We start from the raw sequence: 23,640 nt of genomic DNA, 5'->3' as shown, positions 1-23,640 counted from the left end.
CTTGTGTTAGAGGACAGAGACAGTACTTATAGAGAGTACTCCTTTAAAAGTACTGTAATACTTCTTTGCAAGTACTTCAGTACTTCCTTATAAGTACTGAAGCCTAAAGGTTGTTGGAAGATTGGTTTCTTTAAACGATATTGTTGCTTGGATATAGAAGTGGGAGAAATTCCTAAATATGGTAGCTATATTAGGTGCAGATGTTCTATCGCAATATGTGAAGATGTAAAAGCCATGTTTAAGATAGCTGATGATTTAGTACTTTAGAAAAATCCCGGTTTATTGTACTTTCCGGGAATAAACCGTTATATTTGCGAAAACTAACTTTTTAGAATTATGAGTACAATCTTACAGTTAGCTCCACAGAATGTATGGAAGCACTTTTATTCACTGACCCAGATTCCCCGTCCGTCAGGACATATGGAGAAGATTACCAAATTCCTTATTGATTTTGGAAAAGGCTTGGGGTTGGAATCATTTGTCGACGAGGTCGGCAATGTTATTATTCGTAAGCCTGCCACTCCGGGTATGGAAAATCGCAAAGGCATCATCCTTCAGGCGCATATGGACATGGTGCCTCAGAAGAACAACGATACTATTCACGATTTTACAACAGATCCCATTGAAACCTATGTTGAGGGTGATTGGGTGAAAGCCAAAGGAACCACGCTGGGAGCAGATAATGGTTTGGGAGTAGCTGCCATTATGGCGGTGCTCGAAGATAATAACTTGAAGCATGGCCCATTGGAAGCTCTGATAACCAAGGATGAAGAAACGGGAATGTATGGTGCATTCGGTTTGAAACCCGGAACTATGCAAGGGGAAATTCTGCTGAACCTTGATTCTGAGGACGAAGGCGAACTCTATATCGGCTGTGCCGGTGGTCTTGATATTACTGCTACTTTGGAATATAAGGAGGAGACGCCTATGGCCGATTTCGTTGCTCGTAAGATTACGCTGAAAGGTTTGCGTGGCGGTCACTCCGGTTTGGAAATCAATGAAGGGCGCGGTAATGCCAATAAATTGCTGGCACGCATCGTACATGATTTGCTGATTGAGTTTGACTCCCAGCTGGCAAGTTTTGAAGGTGGTAATATGCGTAATGCTATCCCTCGCGAAGCACATGCAGTATTGGTGTTCAATCTTGAGGATATGGACGGTTTGGAAGATTATATGAAGGAATACGAGGCACAACTGAATGACGAATATGCTCCGATTGAAAGTGGTATTACCCTGAGTATAGAAGAGGTAACTCTACCCACTGCCGTTGTTCCTTCAGAAATCCAGGATAATATGATTAACGTGTTGATGGCTTGCCAGAATGGTGTGATGCGTATGATTCCTACTGTTCCCGATACTGTAGAAACTTCCTCCAATTTGGCTATCGTAATCATTGCAGACGGTAAGGCCGAAGTTCGTATTTTGGCGCGTAGTTCTTGCGATACGATGAAGGATTTCCTGGCAGACAGCCTGACAGCTTGTTTCGCTATGGCAGGTATGAAGGTGGAATTGAGTGGTGGCTATTCCGGATGGCAGCCTAATGTGGATTCTCCTATACTGCATGCCATGAAGCTGTCCTATAAGCAGCAGTTTGGTGTGGAACCTGCCGTGAAGGTTATTCACGCAGGTCTGGAATGCGGTATTATTGGTGCCAATTGTCCAGGACTCGATATGATTTCTTTCGGTCCCACTTTGCGTTCTCCGCATTCACCGGACGAGCGTGCGTTAATTCCTACTGTTTCCAAGTTCTATGATTTCTTGGTGGCTACATTGGAGCAGACTCCTGAAAAGTAGAGAATACTTTATGTAATGAATAGGGGCAGGGTGCTTTATTAAGTATCCTGCCTTTTTTGTCTGTGACAGTTTGTCCTCTTTCTGCCAGAATGTCCCAGACTTATTACAATGGTATGTCAATATCCTTGCACTTTCTCCCTAAAAATTGACCTAAGTCAAGAAATGTGTTATAAAACATGTTTTCTATCCGTTTTTTGCTTGTTGTCTTGAACAAAGGCTCTATTTTTGTGTTGTAAAACATGAAAACAATAGAAAACTAGTAGATTTTTTAAGGATAACAAGATTGATTTTAGGAGGATAACAAAATGAAAATGTTAAAGAGTTTTTTTAAGCATGTCGGCGAAGCCGATAAGAACATTTGGGGTTACGTAATGCTTTAAGCATTCCCCCCCCTTTCGTGAAGTATTGAATTTTAGTTTTCAGGTATTAGTTTAATTTTTTAAGATTATGAAAAAGAAGATTGCAAATTCATTTAAGCACATTCTTACCGCAGCTGGTAAGAATTGGATGGAGGCAATGAGATATTATAGCCTCCAAATGTGAGTACACTAACATTTAAGTATAGCACAAGGGATATGTTTGCAAAACATATCCCTTGTTTTTTTGTAGGAGTAGAATAAGATTTTTTATGTCCAAAAGTACATTTGTTTGAACTTTATTCACTTCCTTTGTTATTAATACAAAGACTAACAAACGAATAATTATGAGAGTAATTCAAAGAATTTGTAGCATATTGTTGCTGCTGGTTACATTTGGGGCTTCGGCATTGTATGCGCAGACGTACGATAAGTTGTGGAAGCAGGTGGAGCAGGCTCAAAAGAAAAGCCTGCCTCAAACAGTGATAAAACTGGCTGATGAAATCTATCGGAAAGGTCGGCAAGAGCAGAATGCTCCGCAAATGTTGAAAGCCTACATTTGTAGGGAGACTTATCAAGAGGGGCTGACTCCGGACAGCCTTTACTCCAGTCTGAAATATATGGAATCTTGGGCACAATCGGAGAGGAATCCGGTGAACAAGGCTATTCTACATTCTTTGTTGGCATATGAATATGCTGACTTGATGCGGAAGAATCGCCGTGTCTTGCTGTCACGTACTTTACTGACTGTTGACGAGGTTCCAGAAGATATCCGTGAGTGGAGTATCAGCCAGTTTGTGGATAAAATAGATAGGTGTAACCGTGCATCCTTGCAGGATTCCATCCGCTTGCTCAATACATCTGCAGAACAATATGTGCCTTTTGTGGTGTTGGAAGACGGTAGCCGGTTCTATGGGCACGATATGTACCATCTATTGGTAAGCCGTGCTGTTGATGCTTATCGGCAGCTGGATGGTTTCAGCGTGGATTCTTTGGTACAGACCCGTATCGAAAGGATTTATCTGGATATGATGAATGCTTATCGCCGTCGTGCCGGTTCGGAAGATGCTATGTTGCTCTGTTCTCTTGATTATTGGAACTGGAAGTTGACCGGTGGTATCAGCCAGCAGCCTTATCCTACTTTCCGAATGCGTCAGGAAAAGGCTAATCGGGAATATCTTGAGGTTTTGAATAAATTGATAAAGGAATACGGTTCACGAGAGGTTTGTGCCGAGGTTTACATTCATAAAGCCAACCACCTGCGCCGTTTGGAACCGAAACGCGCTGATGAGGCTCTAAAAGTCTGTGAAGAAGGCTTGAAGCGCTATCCTGCGTATAAGCGTATCAATGAGTTGAAAAATATCCGTGAACAGATTTTACAGCCTGAACTCATTCTGACTATGAATGAAAGCGGTTATCCCGGCGATTCGGTGAATATGAGGCTGCATTATCGTAATGTCGAGGGCTTTACTCTCAACTTATATACCACTACTTTAAGTGAAGTACCTTGGATGGACCATGGTATAAATAAAGATACTTATAGAAAGTATGCCCGGAAGTTTTCTTCCACGCATTTTGGCTTAAAGCCGTTGCCAGGCAAGGATAAATTGCCTGAAGATGTCCCTTATCTTGCCTCGGACACTGTATTTAAGTTCATGATTCCTCGGGAAACGGGAGTCTATATTCTTCAAATAGTACCTGATACTGAAACGGCCCGTACAGATGATAAATTTCTGGTATCTACCCGCTTCAAGGTGCTGACATTGGATTTGGGTGACAACCGTATGGAAGTGGCTACATTGGATGCCCGTAGTGGACAGCCGATTGCTGGTGCCAAGGTGAGTTTCTACTCTTCTTATGATGAGAAGAATAGAAAAGCGATGGCAGAGGTACTGACTGATGCCGGGGGGAAAGCTGTATTACCCTGGCAGAGTGAAATCCGAAGTTATGTGGCGCGTAAAGGCAGAGACACAGCCATGATGCCGCAGAACGTTTATATGAATCATCCTTATTACGGTATTAAGGATACAGATTGGAGGCAGATGGCATTGCTGACAGACCGTTCGCTTTATCGTCCCGGGCAGACCGTTCATGTAAAAGGGATAGCTTACAAGCAGAATAGTGATAGCGCCCAGGTACTACAAGGAGTTGATTATGAGCTTGTCTTGTTGGATGCCAACCGCAAGGAACTTGCCACCAGGAAGGGGCGGACCAATGATTTCGGCTCTTTTGCTACGGAGTTTGTACTTCCGGCAGCTTGCCTGAATGGCATGTTCAGCATACGAACCAAAGAGACTCAATCTACCGTCACTTTTAGGGTAGAGGAGTACAAGCGACCTACGTTCGAGATTGCCTTCACTCCGGTTTCGGAAGCTTATCGGCTGGGTGACAAGGTTGTGTTGAAAGGAAATGTCAAGACCTTCAATGGCATGATGGTGCAGGATGTGCCATTGGCATATACGGTGACTCGCCGGAATCCGAGACCTGGTTATTGGAGCAATGCTGATAAACCATTATTGTCTGACACCATACAATTGGATACCAACGGGGATTTTTCCATACCCTTGACTTTGGAAGCTCCGGCTGTAGATACAGACGGGTATGGGAGTGTGTATACTTATCATGTGGAGGCGGTGGTGACGGATGAGGCCGGTGAAACGCAATCCGCTTCGTATAACTTGTTGGCAGGTCCTAAGGCTTATTCCTTTGATATTCGCTTGCCTCAATATGTTTGTAAGGAAGATAGTATGCTTTTCACTTTTGGAGTGAATAATGTAATGAATATTCCTCAGCACATTGAAGGTTCCTATTGCCTTTATCCATTTGCAGAACAAAATGGGGCAAGGAATATTGCAGGTTCTGAACCCTTGGATGATGTTGTATTGGAGGGTACCTTCACAGCCAATCGGCTCCAGGATTTTTCGGCTTGGAACAAGCTTCCTTCAGGTAACTATCGCTTGAAACTTTCTGTACGTGATAGTTTGGGACGTGAAGAGAATAACGGGGCATATGGCAGTGACAGTTTCATGCTCTTTTCAAAGAGTGACAAGCGTCCGGCTGCGTTTACAGATTTCTTTTATTATAAAGAAAATGAGGAATTTGATGTACAGTACCCTGCCGCTTTTCTTTTGGGGACTTCTTATCGGGATGCATATGTGCTGATGGATGTCTTTTGTGACAGAAAACGCATTGAAAGCCGTGTGTTGCAGTTGAATGATACTATTATTCGTATGGAATTCCCTTATAAGGAAGCATATGGCAAGGGAATCACCATTCTTTTCAGTTTTGTGAAAGCTGGCGAGATGTACAGTCATCAGGTTGAACTGAAGAAGCGGGAGCCGGAACGTGCTCTCGACATGAAATGGGAAGTGTTCCGTGACCGTTTGCGTCCCGGACAGGAAGAAGAGTGGAAGCTCGTCATAAAGACGCCTCAAGGTATGCCTGCTGCGGCTGAGATGTTGGCTACGATGTACGACGCTTCACTGGATAAGATTTATAAGAGTAACCAGATACTACGGGTTTTCTATCCGGATAATCTGTATGGGGCATTCCGTGGTGCGAGCCGTTATAATAGCAATTACTTCTCCGTTTATTTCCCGTTGAAGGCTTGGAGGGTTCCGGTGTGGTCGTTTGACTACTTCTGTTCTCCTTATATGGATGGAAGGATGCGGATAGTGATGGTAGAAGACAATGCGCTTTTGGAAGAAGTAAGTGTTGTGGGGTATGGGACTACCCGGAATAGCTCTTTGACCGGTAATCTTAGAATACGTGGTGCCAACCAGCCGATGCTTGCTTCCAAAGCAGAATCCGGGAATGCCGTTGAAGTGAAATATGTTCCTGCACAAGTAGCGGAAGACGCGGTGGAAGATGTTGTTTTTGAATCGGAAACGATACCGGTTGGCGAGGCCTTGCAACCTATTGAGGGGCTTCGCACCAACTTTGCCGAAACAGCCTTTTTTTATCCTCAACTTCGTACAAACGAACAAGGGGAGCTTGCGTTTTCTTTTACGATGCCGCAGAGCTTGACTCGTTGGAATTTCCGTGGTTACTCACATACTAAGGATATGCTGACTGGGATATTGGATGCTTCCGTTGTAACTGCCAAGGAGTTTATGCTGACTCCGAATATGCCTCGGTTTGTCCGCGTTGGAGATAAAACACAGATAGCCGGAACAATAGCCAATCTGACGGGTAAAGCGGTGAAAGGAACAGCAGTATTCACACTGTTCGACCCTATGACGGAGAAAGTTATTGCTACTCAACGTCAGAAATTCTTGGTAGAAGCAGGAAGAAATACTGCTGTCAACTTCCATTTCGAAGTGTCCGACCGCTATGATTTGCTTGGTATTCGTATGGTTGCCGATGGAGGTACGTTTAGCGATGGCGAGCAGCATCTGTTGCCCGTATTAAGTAATAAGGAGTATATTACGGAAACGCTTGCTATGCCTATCCGTGGCGAGGAGACCCGTACGTTCTCATTAGACAGCCTTTTCAACCGTAATAGCCGTACAGCGACAGACCGTCGTCTGACTGTAGAATTTACCGGGAATCCGGCTTGGTATGCTGTACAAGCGTTGCCGGCATTGAGCCTGCCTGCCAATGATAATGCCATTTCTTGGGCTACAGCTTGGTATGCCAATAGTCTGGCAGGCTTCATTGCCAACAGCCAGCCCCGCATTAAGACTGTATTTGACAGTTGGAAGGCTGCCGGTGGCACGAAAGAAACCTTCCTCAGCCAGTTGGAGAAGAATCAGGATGTGAAGAATATCCTGCTCAGCGAGTCTCCGTGGGTACTGGAAGCTACTACTGAAGCCGAACAGCAGGCACGTATTGCCACGCTGTTTGATATCAACCAACTGAATAACCGCAATCTTTCCGCTTTTACCAAATTGAAAGAATTGCAGGGTGAAGACGGTGGATGGAGCTGGTATAAGGGAATGTCCGGTAGCCGCTATATAACTGGCTATATTACAGAATTACTTGTTCGTCTTCCTCTGCTGACGAAAAATGAACTGTCTGAAGAAGTTGCCGCCATGCGGCAGAAAGCTTTCGGCTATTTGAATCGGCAGGCCTTGGAAGAGTATCGCAATATCCGTAAAGCCGAAAAAAATGGCGCCAGAATTACTGCCAACTCCGAATCGGCAATGACATATCTGTATCTGATAGCCCTTAGCGGCGAACAAGTGCCGGCAGACAATCAAGCGGCTTACCGCTATTTCCTATCAAAAGTAGGTGCCAATCTTAAAGATGGAACCATGAGCAGCAAGGCGCAGTCTGCCATCATCCTGAAAGCAGTAGGGCGTACAGCCGAGGCGAATGAATTCATCGCTTCCCTCAAGGAACATCTGGTACAGACGGATGAACTGGGTGCATACTTTGCTTTCCAAGCAAATCCGTATAACTGGGGTATGCTGCCCATCCCTGCCCATGTGGAAGTAATGGAAGCCCTGCGTATGGCAGGTGGCAACGATGCTTTGGTGGAGGAAATGAAACTCTGGCTGCTGAAACAGAAGCAGACTACCAGTTGGAATTCTCCGGTTGCAACGGCTGATGCTGTTTATGCATTGCTTTGTCAAGGTACTAATCTGCTGGAAAGTCGGGGAGACGTACGTATCACGTTAGGTAACAAAGTTTTGGAAACATTGTCGCCTACAAAGACCATAATCCCGGGTTTGGGTTATGTCAAGGAAACCTTCGCTCAAGGAAGTCCGGAGCTGAAAGCTAAAACCGTCACCGTAGAGAAACGGGATGCAGGCATTGCCTGGGGAGCTGTTTATGCCCAGTATCTGTCACCCATATCTGATGTAAAGCAGCAGGGGGGTGAATTGAATGTAGAGAAGAAACTTTATGTAGAGCGTATATCGGCCGGTGGTAGCAAGTCCTTGCAACCGGTTACGGAAGGGACCGTATTATCCGTCGGTGATAAAATAGTGGCCCGTTTGACTATCCGCTTGGACCGTACTATGGATTTTGTTCAGTTGAAAGACCAGCGGGGTGCCTGCTTTGAACCTATAGGCTCGCTTTCCGGTTATCGTTGGAGTAATGGCCTCGGTTATTATGCAGAAGTGGAAGATGCCGCAACCAATTTCTTCTTCGACCATTTGGGCAAAGGCGTTTATGTCTTAGAGCACAGTTATCGCATAGCCCGTGGCGGAACATACGAAACGGGGCTGGCCACGATACAGTGTGCGTATGCTCCGGAGTATGCTTCGCATTCGGCGGGAGGGATAATTGTAATAAAGTAACAATAGAGTATGGAGCGGAGCGCAATTTGTACAAATTGCGCTCCGCTATTTTAGGTACTCTCGCTAAAAACACCTATTTTTGTCCGACTAATATTGAATGAGAGTGGCAGAATTAGGAAATCTTGATATTAAGAAAAATAGATGAAGCGGATATTGATAACTTTATATGTGCTTGCAAGTGTGGTATTGACTGCTGTAGCGCAAGCTCGTTTTACCTCGAATACAGAGATGTACAGTTTCGGCCAGATAGAATGGAAGCATCCCGTGACTGTGCAATATACCATCACCAATACGGGTGACCAGCCTTTAGTGCTTACAGAAGTAGAGCCGGATTGCGCCTGCTCCGTGGCCCAGTGGACAAAAACGCCTATTGCTCCGGGGGCAAAAGGAACAGTAAATGTGACTTTTGACGCCAAGGCATTGGGACATTTCCAGAAATCTGTGGCTATTTACAGCAATGCGCAACCCAATCTGGTCTATTTGAAGTTCAATGGTGAAGTAGTACAGGAAATCAAGGACTTTACCAAGACGCATCCCTATCTTATCGGTCAGATACGTATTGACAAGAACAGCCTCGACTTTCCCGATATTCAGCATGGTGAGCAGCCGGTGATTCATATCGGCGTGGTCAATCTTTCCGACCGTCCTTATGAACCGGTACTGATGCATCTGCCTCCTTATTTGCAGACAAAAGTAGAGCCCAATGTCTTGCAAAAGGGAGAAAAAGGAGTGATTACACTTACATTGAATTCGGAAAGACTGACTGACCTCGGACTGACTCAAGCGTCGGTCTATCTTTCTCGCTTCTCCGGTGACAAGGTGGGCGATGAAAACGAAATTCCCGTTTCTGCCATTCTTTTACCGGATTTCTCCGGAATGACGGAAGTGGAGAAGGCAAATGCTCCTGCCATCCACCTTTCTACTAAAGAAGTTGATATGAGTGCGATATTGGCCAAGAAGTCAAAAGCACGTCAAGATATTACCATTACCAATACCGGGCGTTCTCCTTTACAGATAAACAAGCTCCAGGTATTCCACCCGGCAGTGGGAGTTAACCTCAAGAAGAGCGTATTGCAACCCGGCGAAAGCACCCGCCTGCGGGTAACGGTAGTGAAGAAGAATATAGGCAAGAAGCGTCGTCATCTGCGTCTGTTGATGATTACCAATGACCCGATGCAACCGAAAGTCGAAATCAATATTAAGTAATGTATTAATGTGAGGAATGTGCCAATATGCTAATGGAGATAGTAGAGATTATCATAAAAGCTTATTAATATATTCAGCACATTCCTCATATTAGCACATTAGCATATTAATCATATTAGCACATTAAACCATGGAACATCCCGAAAATAATGAAGCATATAAAGGCTTGGTTGTCAATGCAGGCATTGAGCAACCTTCATCGGTCAATCCTTACTTGAAGAACCGTCCCAGGCGGAAGAAACGCGAGCTTTCCGTATCAGACTATGTGGAGGGTATAGTGAAAGGTGATGTTACGGTACTCAGCCAGGCTGTAACACTGGTGGAAAGTGTGAAACCGGAGCACCAGGCTGTGGCGCAGGAGGTGATAGAGAAGTGTTTGCCCTATTCGGGCAACTCCGTCCGTGTGGGTATCAGTGGTGTGCCCGGTGCCGGTAAAAGTACCTCTATTGATGTATTTGGCTTGCATGTACTGGAGGAACACGGCGGCAAGTTGGCCGTTCTTGCCATTGACCCGAGCAGTGAACGCAGCAAAGGCAGTATTCTCGGTGATAAGACGCGTATGGAGAAGCTCTCCGTTCATCCCAAGTCCTTTATACGTCCCAGTCCCTCTGCCGGTTCGCTGGGTGGCGTGGCACGCAAGACGCGTGAAACGATTGTGCTTTGTGAGGCTGCCGGTTTCGACAAGATATTTGTAGAGACGGTAGGGGTGGGGCAGAGTGAGACTGCCGTACATTCTATGGTAGACTTCTTCCTGCTGATACAGCTGGCGGGTACGGGCGATGAGTTGCAAGGCATCAAACGCGGCATCATGGAAATGGCCGATGGCATTGTTATTAATAAGGCTGATGGCGACAATCTGGAGCGGGCCAGACTGGCAGCAACGCAGTTCCGTAATGCGCTGCACCTCTTCCCGGCTCCGGAGAGCGGTTGGACACCCCAAGTGCTGACTTATTCCGGTTTCTATAATCTTGGTGTAAAAGAAGTGTGGGATATGGTCTATAAATACATTGACTTTGTGAAAGATAACGGCTATTTTGAATACCGCCGCAATGAGCAAAGCAAATACTGGATGTACGAGACCATTAACGAACAGCTGCGCGACAGCTTCTACCACAATCCGCAGATTGAAGCGATGCTGACTGGCAAGGAAAAACAAGTGCTACAGGGCAACTTGACTTCTTTTGTGGCTGCCAAGAACTTGCTGGACACCTATTTTGCAGAACTGAAGAAATAAGGGCATATCCCTTTCTCTATATCGATGACTAAGGAAAACAACATGGAAGTGGCGCGGCGGTTTACCCGCCGCCTTCATGAACTCCCTTCTGAGGAGCTGGAGCTCATTGCCGGTTTGTTTGTACGCCGTGAGGTGCACAAAGGAGAACTGTTGATTAGTGAGAAAGATATAGCCAGGGATATTGTTTTCGTAGAGAAAGGACTGCTTCGCCAGTTCTATTTCAAAGAAGGCCGGGACATTACAGAGAACTTTGCCTGCGACGGTGACGGCGCTATGTGTATCGTCAGCCTTTTCACCGGACGCCGTAATTGCCTTCAGCTGGAATCCCTGGAGGAAGGCGTCATCTGGAGCATTTCGTATGCAGGGCTGGTCGAACTCTCTGAGCGCTATCTGCATATAGCCCGTCTGCTTCGCCATTTGTTGGAGGGGTCTTTAATGCTTTCCCAATATAAAGCAGACTCTTGGCGTTTCGAAACCTCACGCGAGCGGTATGCGCGTTTCGTCAGGGATTATCCGGAGATAGCCCGGCGTGCCTCAGTCAACCACATAGCATCTTATCTGTTAATGACTCCCGAGTCTCTGAGCCGGGTACGTGCCGGAGTACTGTGACGGTGGAACGGCTGTTTTATACGGCTTTCCCTTCTTTCTCGAAATCCTTGCGTGACTTGCTTTGTGTCACGATGTACACTCCCAGGAATACCAAGGCTATGGCTATTCCCTTTTCCAAATTGAACACTCCCAATCCTAAGATGATGGCAACGGTTGAGGCCACGATGGGCTGCATGTAGTTGTACATGCTCACCACAGTGGGGCGCAACAGCCTCTGCGCACTCATTATGAAGATATAGGCAAGGAAGCTTCCTCCCACAACCACATATCCCGCTTGCAGCAGGGCGGCTGTAGATATTTCGCTCCACTGTATGGCAGCCACGTCGTGGTAAGAGAACGGGATGTAGCACATGGAGGCATAGACAAACATCCATTTGTTCAGGGTGATGGGAGAGTATTTTTGCGACAACCCCTTGAATACGGTCAGATAAATGGAGAAGCTGATTTGGGCGAGCAGGCAGAGAAGGTCTCCGATGAGGCTGCCATTGCCGGCACCGGTGGTCTGGCTGCTCATGATGAGTATAAATGCTCCCATAGCCCCTACAAAGATACCCAGCACTTTCTTGTTGGTGACCGGTTCTTTCAGATAGATTGCAGCCACTATCATGGTGACGATAGGCAGCGTGGTTGTAACGATGGAGGCGTCTATGGGTGAAGTCATGGAGAGTCCGAAGATATAGACACCTTGATTGAATACCAGGGCGAAGAGTGCGGCGAAGAATATCTTCAGCATGTCCCGGTGGTCCACCTGTTCGCGTTTACAGAATAGGGAGAGGAGCCAGAAGCAGGCGGCTGCGCCTACCATGCGGAATGTGGTTACTGACAACGCGGAAAACTCTACCAGAGCTGACTTGCCTATAGGTGCCATCAAGCCCCATAAGATATTTGCGGTAAGGGCGAACAGATGCCCTTGAATGTTCTTGTTCATACTCTTTTGTTCTTTGCGGGTGCAAAAGAACAACTATTTTCTGAAAAGAGAAAATCTTTCATTATATGATTTTTCTGGTTCATGGGCGTAGAAATAAGAGATTATCGTGTATATTTGCTTCTAATTAAAGCAAGAAACCATGGAAGTACAAGCCAATTACATCAAGCGTATCGAAATACACGGATTGTGGCATCGGTACGATATTGCCTGGGACCTGCGTCCTGACGTCAATATACTTTCCGGCATCAACGGAGTGGGGAAGACCACTATCCTGAACCGTTCGGTCAACTATCTGGAACAGACATCGGGTGAAGTGAAGAGTGACGAGAAGAACGGCGTACACGTCTACTTCGACAACCCCGCAGCCACCTTTATCCCCTATGATGTAATCCGCAGCTACGACCGTCCCCTTATCATGGGCGACTTTACGGCACGCATGGCCGATGCCAACGTGAAGTCGGAACTGGACTGGCAGCTCTATCTGCTCCAGCGCCGTTATCTGGACTATCAGGTGAACATCGGCAACAAGATGATAGAACTGCTCAGCGGTGATGAAGAGCAGCGTAGCCTGGCTCCCTCCCTTTCCCTCCCCAAGCGGAAGTTCCAGGATATGATTGACGAACTTTTCAGCTATACCCATAAGACGATAGACCGCAAAAGCAACGACATCGTTTTCTATCAGAACGGTGAACGCCTGCTGCCCTACAAACTGTCTTCGGGCGAGAAGCAGATGCTGGTCATCCTGCTGACCGTGCTGGTGCGTGACGATGACCACTGCGTACTCTTCATGGACGAGCCGGAAGCCTCCCTGCACATCGAATGGCAGCAGAAGCTTATCGGCATGATACGCAATCTGAATCCCAATGTGCAGCTTATTCTCACCACCCATTCGCCCGCAGTCATCATGGAAGGCTGGCTGGATGCCGTCACCGAAGTCAGCGAAATCTCATCCCTCATCCCTAATCCTTAATCCCTACCCAAGTGTCCACTTCCCTAAGACATAACCTTACTTCCGCCTATCTGGATGCCGCCCGCAAGTTGTCCCCCAAGAGAGCACGCAGGCGCATAGTGGCGTATGTGGAAAGCTATGACGACATCGCTTTCTGGCGGACGCTGTTGTCTGAGTTCGAGAATGAGGAGCGTTATTTTCAAGTGATGCTTCCCTCGGCCACCTCTCTGGCAAAGGGCAAGAAGATGGTGCTGATGAATACGTTGAACACATCGGAACTGGGGCGCAGCCTGATAGCGTGTGTAGACAGCGACTACGACTTCCTGCTGCAAGGTGCCACCAAGGTGTCGCATAGGATAAACAAGAGTCCCTATATCTTCCAGACTTACGGTTATGCCATCGAGAACTTCCACTGCTTTGCCGACAGTCTGCATGAAGTCTGTGTGCAGGCGACGCTGAACGACCGGCATATCCTGGACTTCCCCGCTTTCCTGAAGCGTTATTCGCAGATTGCCTATCCGCTGTTTCTGTGGAATGTCTGGTTCTACCGCCAGCACGACACACACACTTTCCCGATGTACGACTTCAACGCCTGCGTGCGTTTGCAAGAGATAAACCTGCGTCATCCTTACCGTAGTCTGGACGAGATGCAAAAGACGGTGTCGGCCAAGCTGTCCGAACTGCAAGCCCGTTTCCCCCGCTACATCGACCGGGTGGAGCAGCTGGGCACGGAGTTGGAACGTTTGGGACTGACTCCGGACAATACCTATCTTTATATCCAAGGACACCATATCATGGATTGTGTAGTGCTGAAAATCCTTATCCCGGTATGTACGGTGCTGCGTCGTGAACGCGAGCAGGAGATAAAGCGCCTGGCAGAGCATAACGAACAGTTCCGCAACGAACTGACGGGGTATGAGAACAGTCAGGTCAATGTATCCGTGATGCTGAAAAAAAACAGCGGCTACAAGAACCTTTATCTTTATCAGTGGTTGAAAGAAGACATTATGGAGTTCCTCGAGCGGGAGGAACAGTCGCGTAGATAAGATTGCCGTTATGATAAACATACGATTATGGAGATATTGAAGAAGATAGACGACCTTTTAATCGGGTGGGGCATATCCCCTTCCCGGGCTGATATGCTCGACCAATTCATTGCCTTTGCACTGATACTTGCCGTTGCTTTCCTGGCGGATGCCCTATGCCGGAAAATCCTGCTGAAGGTAGTGGCACAACTGGTGAAGAAGACCAAGGCTACGTGGGACGACATCGTATTCGACCGTAAAGTGATGGTGCACCTCAGCCGCATGGTGGCTCCCGTTATCATCTATCTGTTTGTTCCATTGGCATTTGTCGAAGTCGGTTCATCGGCAATGGATTTCATCCGGCGTATCTGCCTTATTTACATCATCATTACTTTCCTGAGTTTCGTTAACTCGTTCCTGAAGGCTGTTTATAGCGTATACAGCGAGAGGGAGCAGTTCCGCGACCGCCCTTTGAAGGGGATGTTGCAGACCATGCAGGTCATTCTGTGGCTGGTGGGTGGCATTGTGGTCGTGGGCGAACTGATAGGCCGCGACCCGCTTTCGCTGCTTGCCGGATTGGGTGCTTCGGCAGCCATCCTGATGCTGGTATTCAAGGATTCCATTATGGGCTTTGTCTCCGGTGTGCAGCTTTCGGCCAACGACATGCTGAAGGTGGGCGACTGGATTGAGATGCCCAAGTACGGTGCCAACGGTACGGTGATAGAGGTAACGTTGAACACCGTAAAAGTGCGCAACTGGGACAATACCATTACCACCATCCCTCCTTACCTGCTTGTCAGCGACTCCTTCCAGAACTGGCGCGGCATGCGCGAGAGCGGTGGGCGGCGAGTGAAGCGCAGTATCAATATCGACATGACCAGCGTCCGTTTCTGCACCCCGGAGATGCTGGCAAAATATCGCAAGATACAGCTACTGAAAGATTATGTGGAGCAGACGGAGGAAGTGATTGAAAAGTACAATGTGGAAAACGGCATCGATAACTCCATCCTCGTCAACGGACGCCGCCAGACCAATCTGGGGGTGTTCCGGGCGTATCTGACGGCTTATTTGAAAAGTCTTCCCGACGTAAATCAGGAACTGACCTGCATGGTGCGCCAACTCCAGCCTACCGACCGCGGTATCCCGATAGAACTTTATTTCTTCTGTGCGCTGAAGGATTGGGTGCCCTATGAAGGGGTGCAGGCGGATGTGTTCGACCATGTGCTGGCAATCATCCCCGAATTCGATTTGCAGGTATTCCAGTCTCCGTCCGGCAGAGATTTCCAGCGGGTACTGCCTGCTGCTTCCGAAGAAAAAGGAGCTTGATTCCGACCATCAAAAAGGCCTATATCTATGGTATTTCTCATAGGGAGTCATTACCTTTGAACCCTATACTGAAAGGTCAGAACATCCCCATCTTTTCTCCCAAAACATCCCCATGTTTTGGGGTATTACATCCGGGTGTTTTGGGTGAAAACATCCCCATGTTTTGGGGCAATACATCCGGGTGTTTTAGGTATTCAGTCATATAGTGAAAGGTATTCGGTCACGGAGTCTTTACCGTAAGGTATAGGCTTTGTGTATGCAAGTTGTAGGTGTGCCTCGCGTCGGGCGGGAATATCTTTCGTTTTTTACGAACCTAATTATAAAGAAAGATTGGTATGTCAATGAATTATGTGGTCCGCAAGAAGGTGGACAAGAGTGGAGACAAGGAAGTGGTGCGCTACTACGCGGCGTCAAAAGTGCTTCAGCCGGAACCGGTGAGCAATGACGAACTGGCCAAGAGGCTGGCTTTTGTCAGCTCCCTGCAGGTGGGCGATGCCCAGTCCGTGCTGGTGCAACTGCCGGATATTATAGCGGACTATCTGGCCAGTGGACGCACGGTGAACATCAAGGGACTTGGAAACTTTTTTCCCTCCATCACCAGCGAACCGGTGGAACGGATAGAGGACTGTACGGCAGATAAAGTGCGCATTTCGCGTATCTGCTTCAGGGCGGCAGGCAGTTTCATGCAGCGCGTTTGCCGTCATCTGGACTTGTTCAGCTTTCAGGTTCAGGAATTGAAGAAGGAGCTGAAGAAGAAGTAAACGGTACTTTTAGTTTCTTTCTTGAAACAGCGCGTACCCCTTGAAGCCGGAAGGCATTCGAGGGGCACGCTGTTGAAGAAGTTGTGTGTTTTTTTATAGCCTTGCGAGTGCTTCTTTTTTTTACTTCACCCAGCTTCCGTTCATCCAGCTGCATTCTTTCCTGATGTCCTCGAAAGAGCTGTAGCTCAGGTTGGCGTCCACCTTGTTGCTTGTCACGGCGATGAAGTCGGCATGGGTGTAGATGCCTTCTTTGCTGCTCAGCTCGGAGGTGAGGGTGATGTTGGTCAGCTTGGAGGTGCCGTTCTTCAGGGCGTTTTCGGTAAGGGCGGTTTCCACGGTCAGGGGCTGGCCTTTGCCGCATACCTTGGCGTTGTCTATTTCCACTTCCGTGCCGGCACGCAGACGGATGCCTTGCTTGCTGCCGCCGTTGCCGACGAGGATGAGGTTCTTCAATACGGGGTGGGCAACGGGAGTGGCGGCGTTGTTGCTGCCGTTGTTGTCGCACTCCATCAGGCAGTCGCAGTCGTAGCCCAGTGTGGATTTGTCCTCTTGGTAAGCCACGAGGTTGGTGCCTTTGCCGTTCCAGCCTTCGGTCCAGTCGAAGGAGTCGTCGCTACAGCTTACGGCTACGAGGTTGCTCACGTTTACCGAGCCGCCGAAGAACTCAAAGCCGTCGTCGGAACCTTTGTAGGCTTGGCAGTGGTCCACGATGGTACCGTTGCCTACGCTGTAGAAAGAGATACCGTTGGCTTCGTGCTCTTCATCGAAGGCAAAGCCGGTGTATTCCAGACGAATGTATTGCAGCGTGCCCGAGTTGTCGGCATCATCGTTGCCGCCGTAAACGGCACCGCCTATTTCAGAACTTCCCTTGCCGCCTTCGGCATTGGTGTGGGCGCGTCCGCAGATGTGGATGCCTCCCCATGCGCCCGGCTCTTCTTTTTCGCTGGTCATTACGATGGGTTTGTCCGGCGTGCCTACGGCGTTGATTTTACCGCCCTGCTTCACGAGGATGTAGTCTGCGATGTCATCGTAAACGGCGATAATCTTCACGCCTTCTTCTATGTGGAGCGTGCCACCTTCTTCTACGATGTATTCGCCGCTCAGCTTGTAGGTGTTTCCGGCAGCCAGGGTCACGTCGGAGGTGATGGTACCTTTCAGTATCGTACCGTTTTCGATTTCATTGCCGTTTCCGTTGCCGCCGTTGCCGTCATTGTCGTTGTTGTCGTCGCTGCTGCAAGCGGTGAGGATAGACATTCCGGCTACAAAGGCCAGAGAGTAGAATTTCCATTTCATTGTTTTCATAATTCAATTGTTTTAGTTGTTATATCCAATTTATCTGTCTGTCATTCAGATTGATTCTCTTAAATCTGCTTGTTTGTCAAAGAGTGTTCTCCGTTCCCTTCAGGGGGAGGGCGGGGGCTTTATAGGTTGTAGCTTATTCCCACCTCAAAGTTCGTTCCCTTGTGGTAGCGTTCCACTTCCATTTCCTGCCCCGTGGTGGGCACATCTTGCTTGAAGATGACATCGCGGTTCAGCAGGTCGTTCACTTGCAGCTTCAGGTTGAAGTGCTTGTTCAGGCTATATCCGGCGCTGAAGTTCAACGTGTGCAGCGTCTGTTGCCTGACATCGCCCAGACCCGACACGCCTACCGCATGGATGCGGCTGCCTTGCAGGTTGTAGAGCAGGGCGAGGTTGAGCTGCCTGTCTTCGCCGAAGCGTGGCGAGTAGGTGAGGTCGGCATTGGCAAGGATGGGCGATGCGCCTTGCAGCGAACGTTCCTTGTTGGTGTAGGCACCGCCTTGGGGCAGCTTCACGTTGGTGTACATGTAACTGATGTTGGCGCCTAGGCGCAGGTCTTTGACGAGCCGTTTGCGCATCTCCAGCTCCACGCCGGCAGCCATGCCGTTGTCGGCATTCTTGAAGCTGTGCAGCGTGGCGCCGCCTTGCAGGTCTTGGATGCGTTCGATGGGGCTGTCGAGGTATTTGAAGTAGCCGGTCACGGAGAGCATGTCGCCGTCCTTGCCGAAGCGTTCGTAACGTAGGTCGAAGTTGTAGTTGTAACCGTTCTGCAACTCTTCGTTACCGCGGATTTGTGCCGAACCGTAGGACTCTTGATAGAGGAAGGGGGCCATCTCGATGAACGAGGGACGGGTGACGGTGCGCGAGGCAGAGAAGCGGATGCTGTTGGTGGGGTTCACCGCATATTTCAGGTTCAGGGCGGGGAAGAGGTCGTTCTTGTCTAAATTGCGCCGACGGGAGTACCAGTCGCCGCCGTCGCTGGCGTAGCGCACCCATTGCTTGCTCATTTCGTAGCGCAGGCCGAGGTTCACCAAGAGGGCTTCGGTGGGATAGAAGTCGGTCAGCAGGTAGGCGGAGTAGATTTCGTTTCCGGCGCGGTAGCTGTCTTTGGGCTGCATCACACGCTGTACCACGATTTGTCCGTCGGCAATGTTCTGCTGGTTGAGGAAGCCGTCGGTGTTGTAGATGTCGGTGATGACGGGGTTCAGTTTGTTCAGGTTGTAGTAGAAGCGGGTAGCGCTGTAGTCGCGGTTCTTGTCCTTGTAGTTGAAGCCGAGCTTGAGGTGGCTGGTGTCGTTCCACTTCCAGCGCATGGCGAGGTTGGCGTTCCACTCTTCTTCGTCCAGGCTGCCGAAGTAGCGCATGGTCTCTTGGCGGTTCAGCTTGAAGAGCCTGAGGCTGCCGTCGTTGTCTTTGACGTACATCACTTGCCGTCGGTCGGGCTCTTCGCTGCCGGTCTTGCTGTATGAGCCTCCCCAGGTCAGTTGCCACCTGTCGCCCTCGCCGAAGTTATGGATTCCGTTCAGTTGATGGTTTTGCAGGGTGTATATGTGCATGATGTTGTTGCTGCCGGTCAGCTCGTGTCCTTCGGCATCAGTACCTTCGCGGCGCTGATAGGTGTCGATGGCATTGCGGGCGTAGAAGAAAGTGTAGCCTATGCGGTCGCTCCGGCGCAGGGTATAGCCCAGGTAGCTGAGGGCGGCGAGCTTCAGTTCCTGCGCAAAGCTGTCGTAGGAGAAGTCGTCCTGCACGGTGCCGGTGGCTTCGAGTGTCTTGTAGAAGGCATCTTCCATGTTCTGGTAGCCGTTGCTGGCGCTGAAGGAGGCAAGCAGGCTGAGTGTCTGGTTGCCTATACCGAAGTTCTTGCCGAAACCGAGGTTTCCGCCCAGTTCGGGCAACGAACTCTTCTTGCTGGCGGCAAAGGAGGTATCGAAGATATTGTGGGTCTTCACGTATTTGTCAAACTCCATCAAGGGCATGTCGAGGGCGGCCGCGTCTACGCCGGGTGTCTTCAGGAGCGAGCCGCTGCGGTCCATCTGATAGCGGTCTTTGCCTAAGGTGTTGAACTTCCCGCCCGTGTTGAGGCTCAGTTGGAAGAAATCTTCCGGTATGTTTTCTTTGGTGCTGATGTTGATGTGCGCACCGCTGTAGTCGGCAAAGGCGGCTGCGTCATACACTTTGCTGACGGTGATGTTCTGTACGGTGGACGAGGGGAACAGGTCGAGCGGCACCAGCTTGTTGTCCGGGTTGGGCGAGGCGATGGGCAGTCCGTTCAGCGTGGTGGTGCTGTAGCGGTCACCCAGTCCGCGGGAGATACCCGTTATTTTCTTTACTCCTTCTTCCACATTGCCGATGCCTTTGAGGGACATCTCTTTGGAACCGAGGTTCTCGATGGCGAGGGTCGCTTTTTGCCGTTCCATCTGCAAGGCGCGTTCGCCTTCGAGGTTCTTCTTGGCGGTGACCTGCACTTCGCCCAGGGTTTGAGTGTCCGGCTCCATGTCGAAGTTCAGCACGGTTTCACCCTTTATCTCTACGGCGTTCATCGTCATGTCTTTGTAGCCGATGTAACGGACGGTGAGGGTATAGGTCCCGTTCTTCAGCTCCAGTGTATAGTTACCATCCAAATCGGCGACGGCGCCTTGTGCTGTTCCGCTTACTTGCACGGTGGCTCCCGTCAGCGGCTCTTTGGTTTGTCGGTCGGTGATTGTCCCTTTGACGGTTCCCGCCGTGGCAGCCATGACGGAAAGTGTGAGGAATAAAATAAGGAAGAAAATCTTTCCCAAGTCTAATTTCATGCTCATCTCTTTTCTTTGTACGTTTTTTAATCCGCTGCAAAGATGAGGCAATGACATTACACCGGTGATACATGGAGCATACGTTTCATTTTCAAATCTATTACGATTTGGTTACCGCACATTCTTCCGGATTGTTTGTTATCCTTATATATAGGCTGCTTGGGACGAAAAAGGTTTCTAATGGTTGCTTATTAGAGTTTTATGGCTATTTTTGTATCTCAAACCAATATTGATAAATATATGGCTGTTCATCGTGACGATAGTGAACGTTTCCGGCGCCTTTCCATTCTTGGCCGGATAGGTTGGTGGGAGGCTGATTTTTCTTCAAGGCAGTATCTCTGCTCCGAATATGTCTGTAAGTTGTTAGGCTTGGAAGGGGAATACCTGAGCTTTGAGGATTTCGGTAAAATGATACGCGAAGACTATCGGACGCGTATCAGCCGGGAGTTCCTTGCCATTCAGAATATGGAGGTCTATGAACAGACGTTTCCTATCTATTCTACTGAAGGAGTGGTCTGGGTCTACTCGCGCGTGGGGTATAAGGAGCATTTGCCGGATGGTACATTGAAGGCTTTCGGAGTGTTGCAGCGCGTAGAGATGCCGAAGGAGGAGGCTGCGAAGCAGGCTTTGCAAAGAGTGAACGATTTACTTTATCGGCAGACCTCAATATCCCATTCCCTATTCCGCTTCCTGAAAGACGAGGATATAAGTGCGGGCATTTACGACATACTGAAAGATATTCTTGATTTCTTTCGCGGCGGACGTGTCTATATATTCCAATATGATGAGAAGTGCCGGTACCAGAGCTGCACATACGAGGTGGTGGCTCCGGGAGTGGCTCCTGAGAAAGAAATGCTTCAAGGAGTTCAGGCTGACAGCCTGCCGTGGTGGACGTCACAGATTATGGCACAAAAGCCCGTTCTGCTGGAAACGCTGGGGCAACTGCCGGAGCACGCTTACGCCGAATATGAAATTCTGGCGAGACAGAATATAAAGTCCTTGATGGTAACTCCGCTGGTTGCCAATGACCAGGTGTGGGGATATATGGGCATTGATTTGGTGGACCGTACCCGAATGTGGACTAACGAGGATTACCAATGGTTTAGTTCGTTGGCAAATGTCATCAGCATTTGCATAGAGTTGCGCAAAACGAAGGATGAGGCTGTGCGCGAACGTACTTTCCTCAGCAACTTGTTCCGCTATATGCCTTTGGGGTATGTGCGGATGTCCATTGTCTGTGATGAAAAGGACAACCCCTACGGGTATTATGTGACAGATGCGAATTCTATCTTTGCCGATTTTCTGGGAAAACCTGCGTCGACGTTTATCGGCAAGACAGCCTCGTCCTTTTCAAGGGAGGCGGCCCCCAGACTGGAATATCTGCTTGAGATAGTGAACACCGGGACACATAAGGAAATGGACATGTGTTTTGAGCTTACCAACAAGCACTGCCACGTGGTGATATACTCTCCGGAAAAGAATGAAGTGGTGGCGTTATTCCTCGATACGACAGACTCGGTACAGACTCATCTGGCTTTGGACCATAGCGAAAAACTGTTCAAGAATATCTTTGCCAATATACCGGCCGGGGTGGAAATCTATGACAAAGACGGATTCCTGGTAGACATCAACAATAAGGATATGGAGATATTCGGGGTCCGTGACAAACAGGATGTCATTGGAGTGAACTTATTCGAGAACCCGAATGTGTCCGCCCAATTGGCAGAACGTATACAGACTGAGGATATGGTCGACTTTCGCCTGAATTATGCTTTCGACCGGACTGAAGGGTATTACTCCACTTCCAAACAGCCGAAGGATGTGATACATCTTTATACGAAAGTGAGCAAGGTGTATGACAGTAAAGGTAACTTTACCGGCTATGCCATGATTAACATCGACAATACGGAACGGATTGATGCCATGAGCCGTATCTGTGATTTCGAGAATTTCTTCCTGCTTATATCGGATTATGCGAAGGTAGGTTATGCCAAGCTGAACCTGCTCGACCGGAAAGGCTATGCCATCAAGCAATGGTATAAGAATATGGGAGAGGACGAGAATACCCAATTGGCGGATGTCGTGGGAATATACAGCAAGATGTACCCCAGTGACCGCAGGAGGATGCTTGATTTCTTCAGTAAGGCCCGTGTGGGCGAAGCCAAACATTTCCAGGGAGAGATGCGCATTGAGCGTCCGGGCGAAAAGGGAAAATGGAACTGGGTACGTACCAATGTGGTTGTCAATCTGTTTGAACCGGAGAACGGACAAATAGAGCTGATAGGCGTCAACTATGACATTACGGAATTGAAGGAGACGGAGGCTATGCTGATTGAAGCCAAGGAGAAGGCAGAAACCGCCGACCGTCTGAAGAGTGCCTTCCTTGCCAATATGAGCCATGAGATACGTACGCCCCTGAATGCGATTGTCGGTTTCTCCAGTCTGATGGGAGAGACCGGGGACATGGAGGAAAAAAGGCAGTATATGGCGATTATTGAAGAAAACAATGACCTGCTGTTGCAGCTGATTTCCGACATACTGGATTTGTCCAAGATAGAGGCCGGGACATTTGACTTTGTGGAAAAAGAGCTGGACGTGAACATGCTGTGTGAGGACATCGTGCGCTTCATGAAGATGAAGGCTAAACCGGGTGTGGAAGTTCTCTTCGACCGTCATCTGCCGGAATGCCGGATTGTCAGTGACCGTAACCGTTTGAATCAGGTCATAGCCAACTTTGTCAACAATGCCATCAAGTTCACCACTGCGGGAAGTATACGTGTAGGATATGATAAGGTGGATGAAACTCATTTGCGTTTTTATGTGGCCGATACGGGCCTTGGCATTGAGCCGGAAATGCAGGCTCAGATATTCGACCGTTTTATAAAGCTGAATACGTTTGTGCATGGCACCGGCCTGGGGCTTTCTATCAGCAAGAGCATTATAGAGCAGTTGGGTGGCACAATCGGTGTGGACAGTGAACCGGGGAAAGGCTCATGCTTTTGGTTTGTGCTGCCGATTGTATAGTATGGAAATGTGCTAAAATACACACTCACCACAAATTATGCAGATTAACACAAGTCAAAGCTCTTGATTATCAGAACTTCTAAAGATAA

The 23,640-nt window shown here is 48.6% G+C and carries 13 protein-coding genes; 10 read left to right on the top strand and 3 right to left on the bottom strand.

The genetic code is table 11. From position 1 onward, the window contains the following. Positions 1 to 336: 336 nt before the first annotated feature. From ABUA47_RS01545 to ABUA47_RS01525, 5 genes are all read left to right on the top strand, one after another. The gene (locus tag ABUA47_RS01545; protein WP_005835191.1) at positions 337 to 1,794 is read left to right on the top strand and encodes an aminoacyl-histidine dipeptidase; all 1,458 of its coding nucleotides are present in this window, start codon (positions 337 to 339) and stop codon (positions 1,792 to 1,794) included. A 703-nt stretch (positions 1,795 to 2,497) separates the two neighbouring features. Then, positions 2,498 to 8,395 (top strand): alpha-2-macroglobulin family protein, encoded by a 5,898-nt coding sequence (locus tag ABUA47_RS01540; RefSeq protein WP_035450186.1) that lies wholly within the window; start codon positions 2,498 to 2,500, stop codon positions 8,393 to 8,395. Between the two features lie 141 nt (positions 8,396 to 8,536). Continuing rightward, positions 8,537 to 9,601, top strand: coding sequence for a DUF1573 domain-containing protein (locus tag ABUA47_RS01535; RefSeq protein ID WP_035450184.1), 1,065 nt, complete (start codon positions 8,537 to 8,539; stop codon positions 9,599 to 9,601). 130 nt (positions 9,602 to 9,731) lie between these two features. Beyond that, complete coding sequence (gene meaB / locus ABUA47_RS01530) at positions 9,732 to 10,835, top strand: methylmalonyl Co-A mutase-associated GTPase MeaB (RefSeq protein WP_005824008.1); 1,104 nt, start codon at positions 9,732 to 9,734, stop codon at positions 10,833 to 10,835. Between the two features lie 24 nt (positions 10,836 to 10,859). Next, positions 10,860 to 11,444 carry a Crp/Fnr family transcriptional regulator gene (locus ABUA47_RS01525; protein ID WP_005824006.1) on the top strand — a complete coding sequence of 195 codons (585 nt, stop codon included), beginning with the start codon at positions 10,860 to 10,862 and terminating at the stop codon, positions 11,442 to 11,444. 16 nt (positions 11,445 to 11,460) lie between these two features. Here ABUA47_RS01525 and ABUA47_RS01520 read toward each other — a convergent pair whose 3' ends face one another. Next, positions 11,461 to 12,372 (bottom strand): DMT family transporter, encoded by a 912-nt coding sequence (locus tag ABUA47_RS01520; protein ID WP_009037165.1) that lies wholly within the window; start codon positions 12,370 to 12,372, stop codon positions 11,461 to 11,463. A 139-nt stretch (positions 12,373 to 12,511) separates the two neighbouring features. Here ABUA47_RS01520 and ABUA47_RS01515 point away from each other — a divergent pair, with 139 nt between their 5' ends. The 4 genes from ABUA47_RS01515 (at position 12,512) to ABUA47_RS01500 (ending at position 16,433) form a co-directional block, all read left to right on the top strand. After that, complete coding sequence (locus ABUA47_RS01515; RefSeq protein ID WP_022402321.1) at positions 12,512 to 13,342, top strand: AAA family ATPase; 831 nt, start codon at positions 12,512 to 12,514, stop codon at positions 13,340 to 13,342. Between the two features lie 11 nt (positions 13,343 to 13,353). Then, a complete protein-coding gene (locus ABUA47_RS01510; RefSeq protein ID WP_035450179.1) occupies positions 13,354 to 14,367 on the top strand; it encodes a DUF4435 domain-containing protein in 1,014 nt (337 codons plus the stop codon). Positions 14,368 to 14,394: 27 nt separating this feature from the next. Continuing rightward, positions 14,395 to 15,672 carry a mechanosensitive ion channel family protein gene (locus ABUA47_RS01505; protein ID WP_005823993.1) on the top strand — a complete coding sequence of 426 codons (1,278 nt, stop codon included), beginning with the start codon at positions 14,395 to 14,397 and terminating at the stop codon, positions 15,670 to 15,672. A 335-nt stretch (positions 15,673 to 16,007) separates the two neighbouring features. Next, on the top strand, positions 16,008 to 16,433 hold the full coding sequence (locus ABUA47_RS01500) for a hypothetical protein (RefSeq protein ID WP_005835201.1): 426 nt from the start codon (positions 16,008 to 16,010) through the stop codon (positions 16,431 to 16,433). A 120-nt stretch (positions 16,434 to 16,553) separates the two neighbouring features. On the opposite strand, the gene ABUA47_RS01495 is transcribed toward ABUA47_RS01500, so the two are convergent. Both ABUA47_RS01495 and ABUA47_RS01490 read right to left on the bottom strand, forming a co-directional pair. Then, positions 16,554 to 17,735 (bottom strand): hypothetical protein, encoded by a 1,182-nt coding sequence (locus ABUA47_RS01495; protein WP_035450176.1) that lies wholly within the window; start codon positions 17,733 to 17,735, stop codon positions 16,554 to 16,556. 119 nt (positions 17,736 to 17,854) lie between these two features. Beyond that, complete coding sequence (locus ABUA47_RS01490) at positions 17,855 to 20,533, bottom strand: TonB-dependent receptor (protein ID WP_349831390.1); 2,679 nt, start codon at positions 20,531 to 20,533, stop codon at positions 17,855 to 17,857. 234 nt (positions 20,534 to 20,767) lie between these two features. Here ABUA47_RS01490 and ABUA47_RS01485 point away from each other — a divergent pair, with 234 nt between their 5' ends. Then, positions 20,768 to 23,551: an ATP-binding protein gene (locus ABUA47_RS01485; protein WP_117945539.1), complete on the top strand. Its 2,784-nt coding sequence runs from the start codon at positions 20,768 to 20,770 to the stop codon at positions 23,549 to 23,551. Positions 23,552 to 23,640: the final 89 nt, after the last annotated feature.

It is taken from the genome of Bacteroides sp. RTP31139st1_H2_RTP31139_211217 (genome assembly GCF_040227615.1).
Lineage (GTDB): Bacteria > Bacteroidota > Bacteroidia > Bacteroidales > Bacteroidaceae > Bacteroides > Bacteroides uniformis.
The sequence above is the reverse complement of the archived record's forward strand: the minus strand, read 5'-3'. Positions and strand labels throughout refer to the sequence as shown.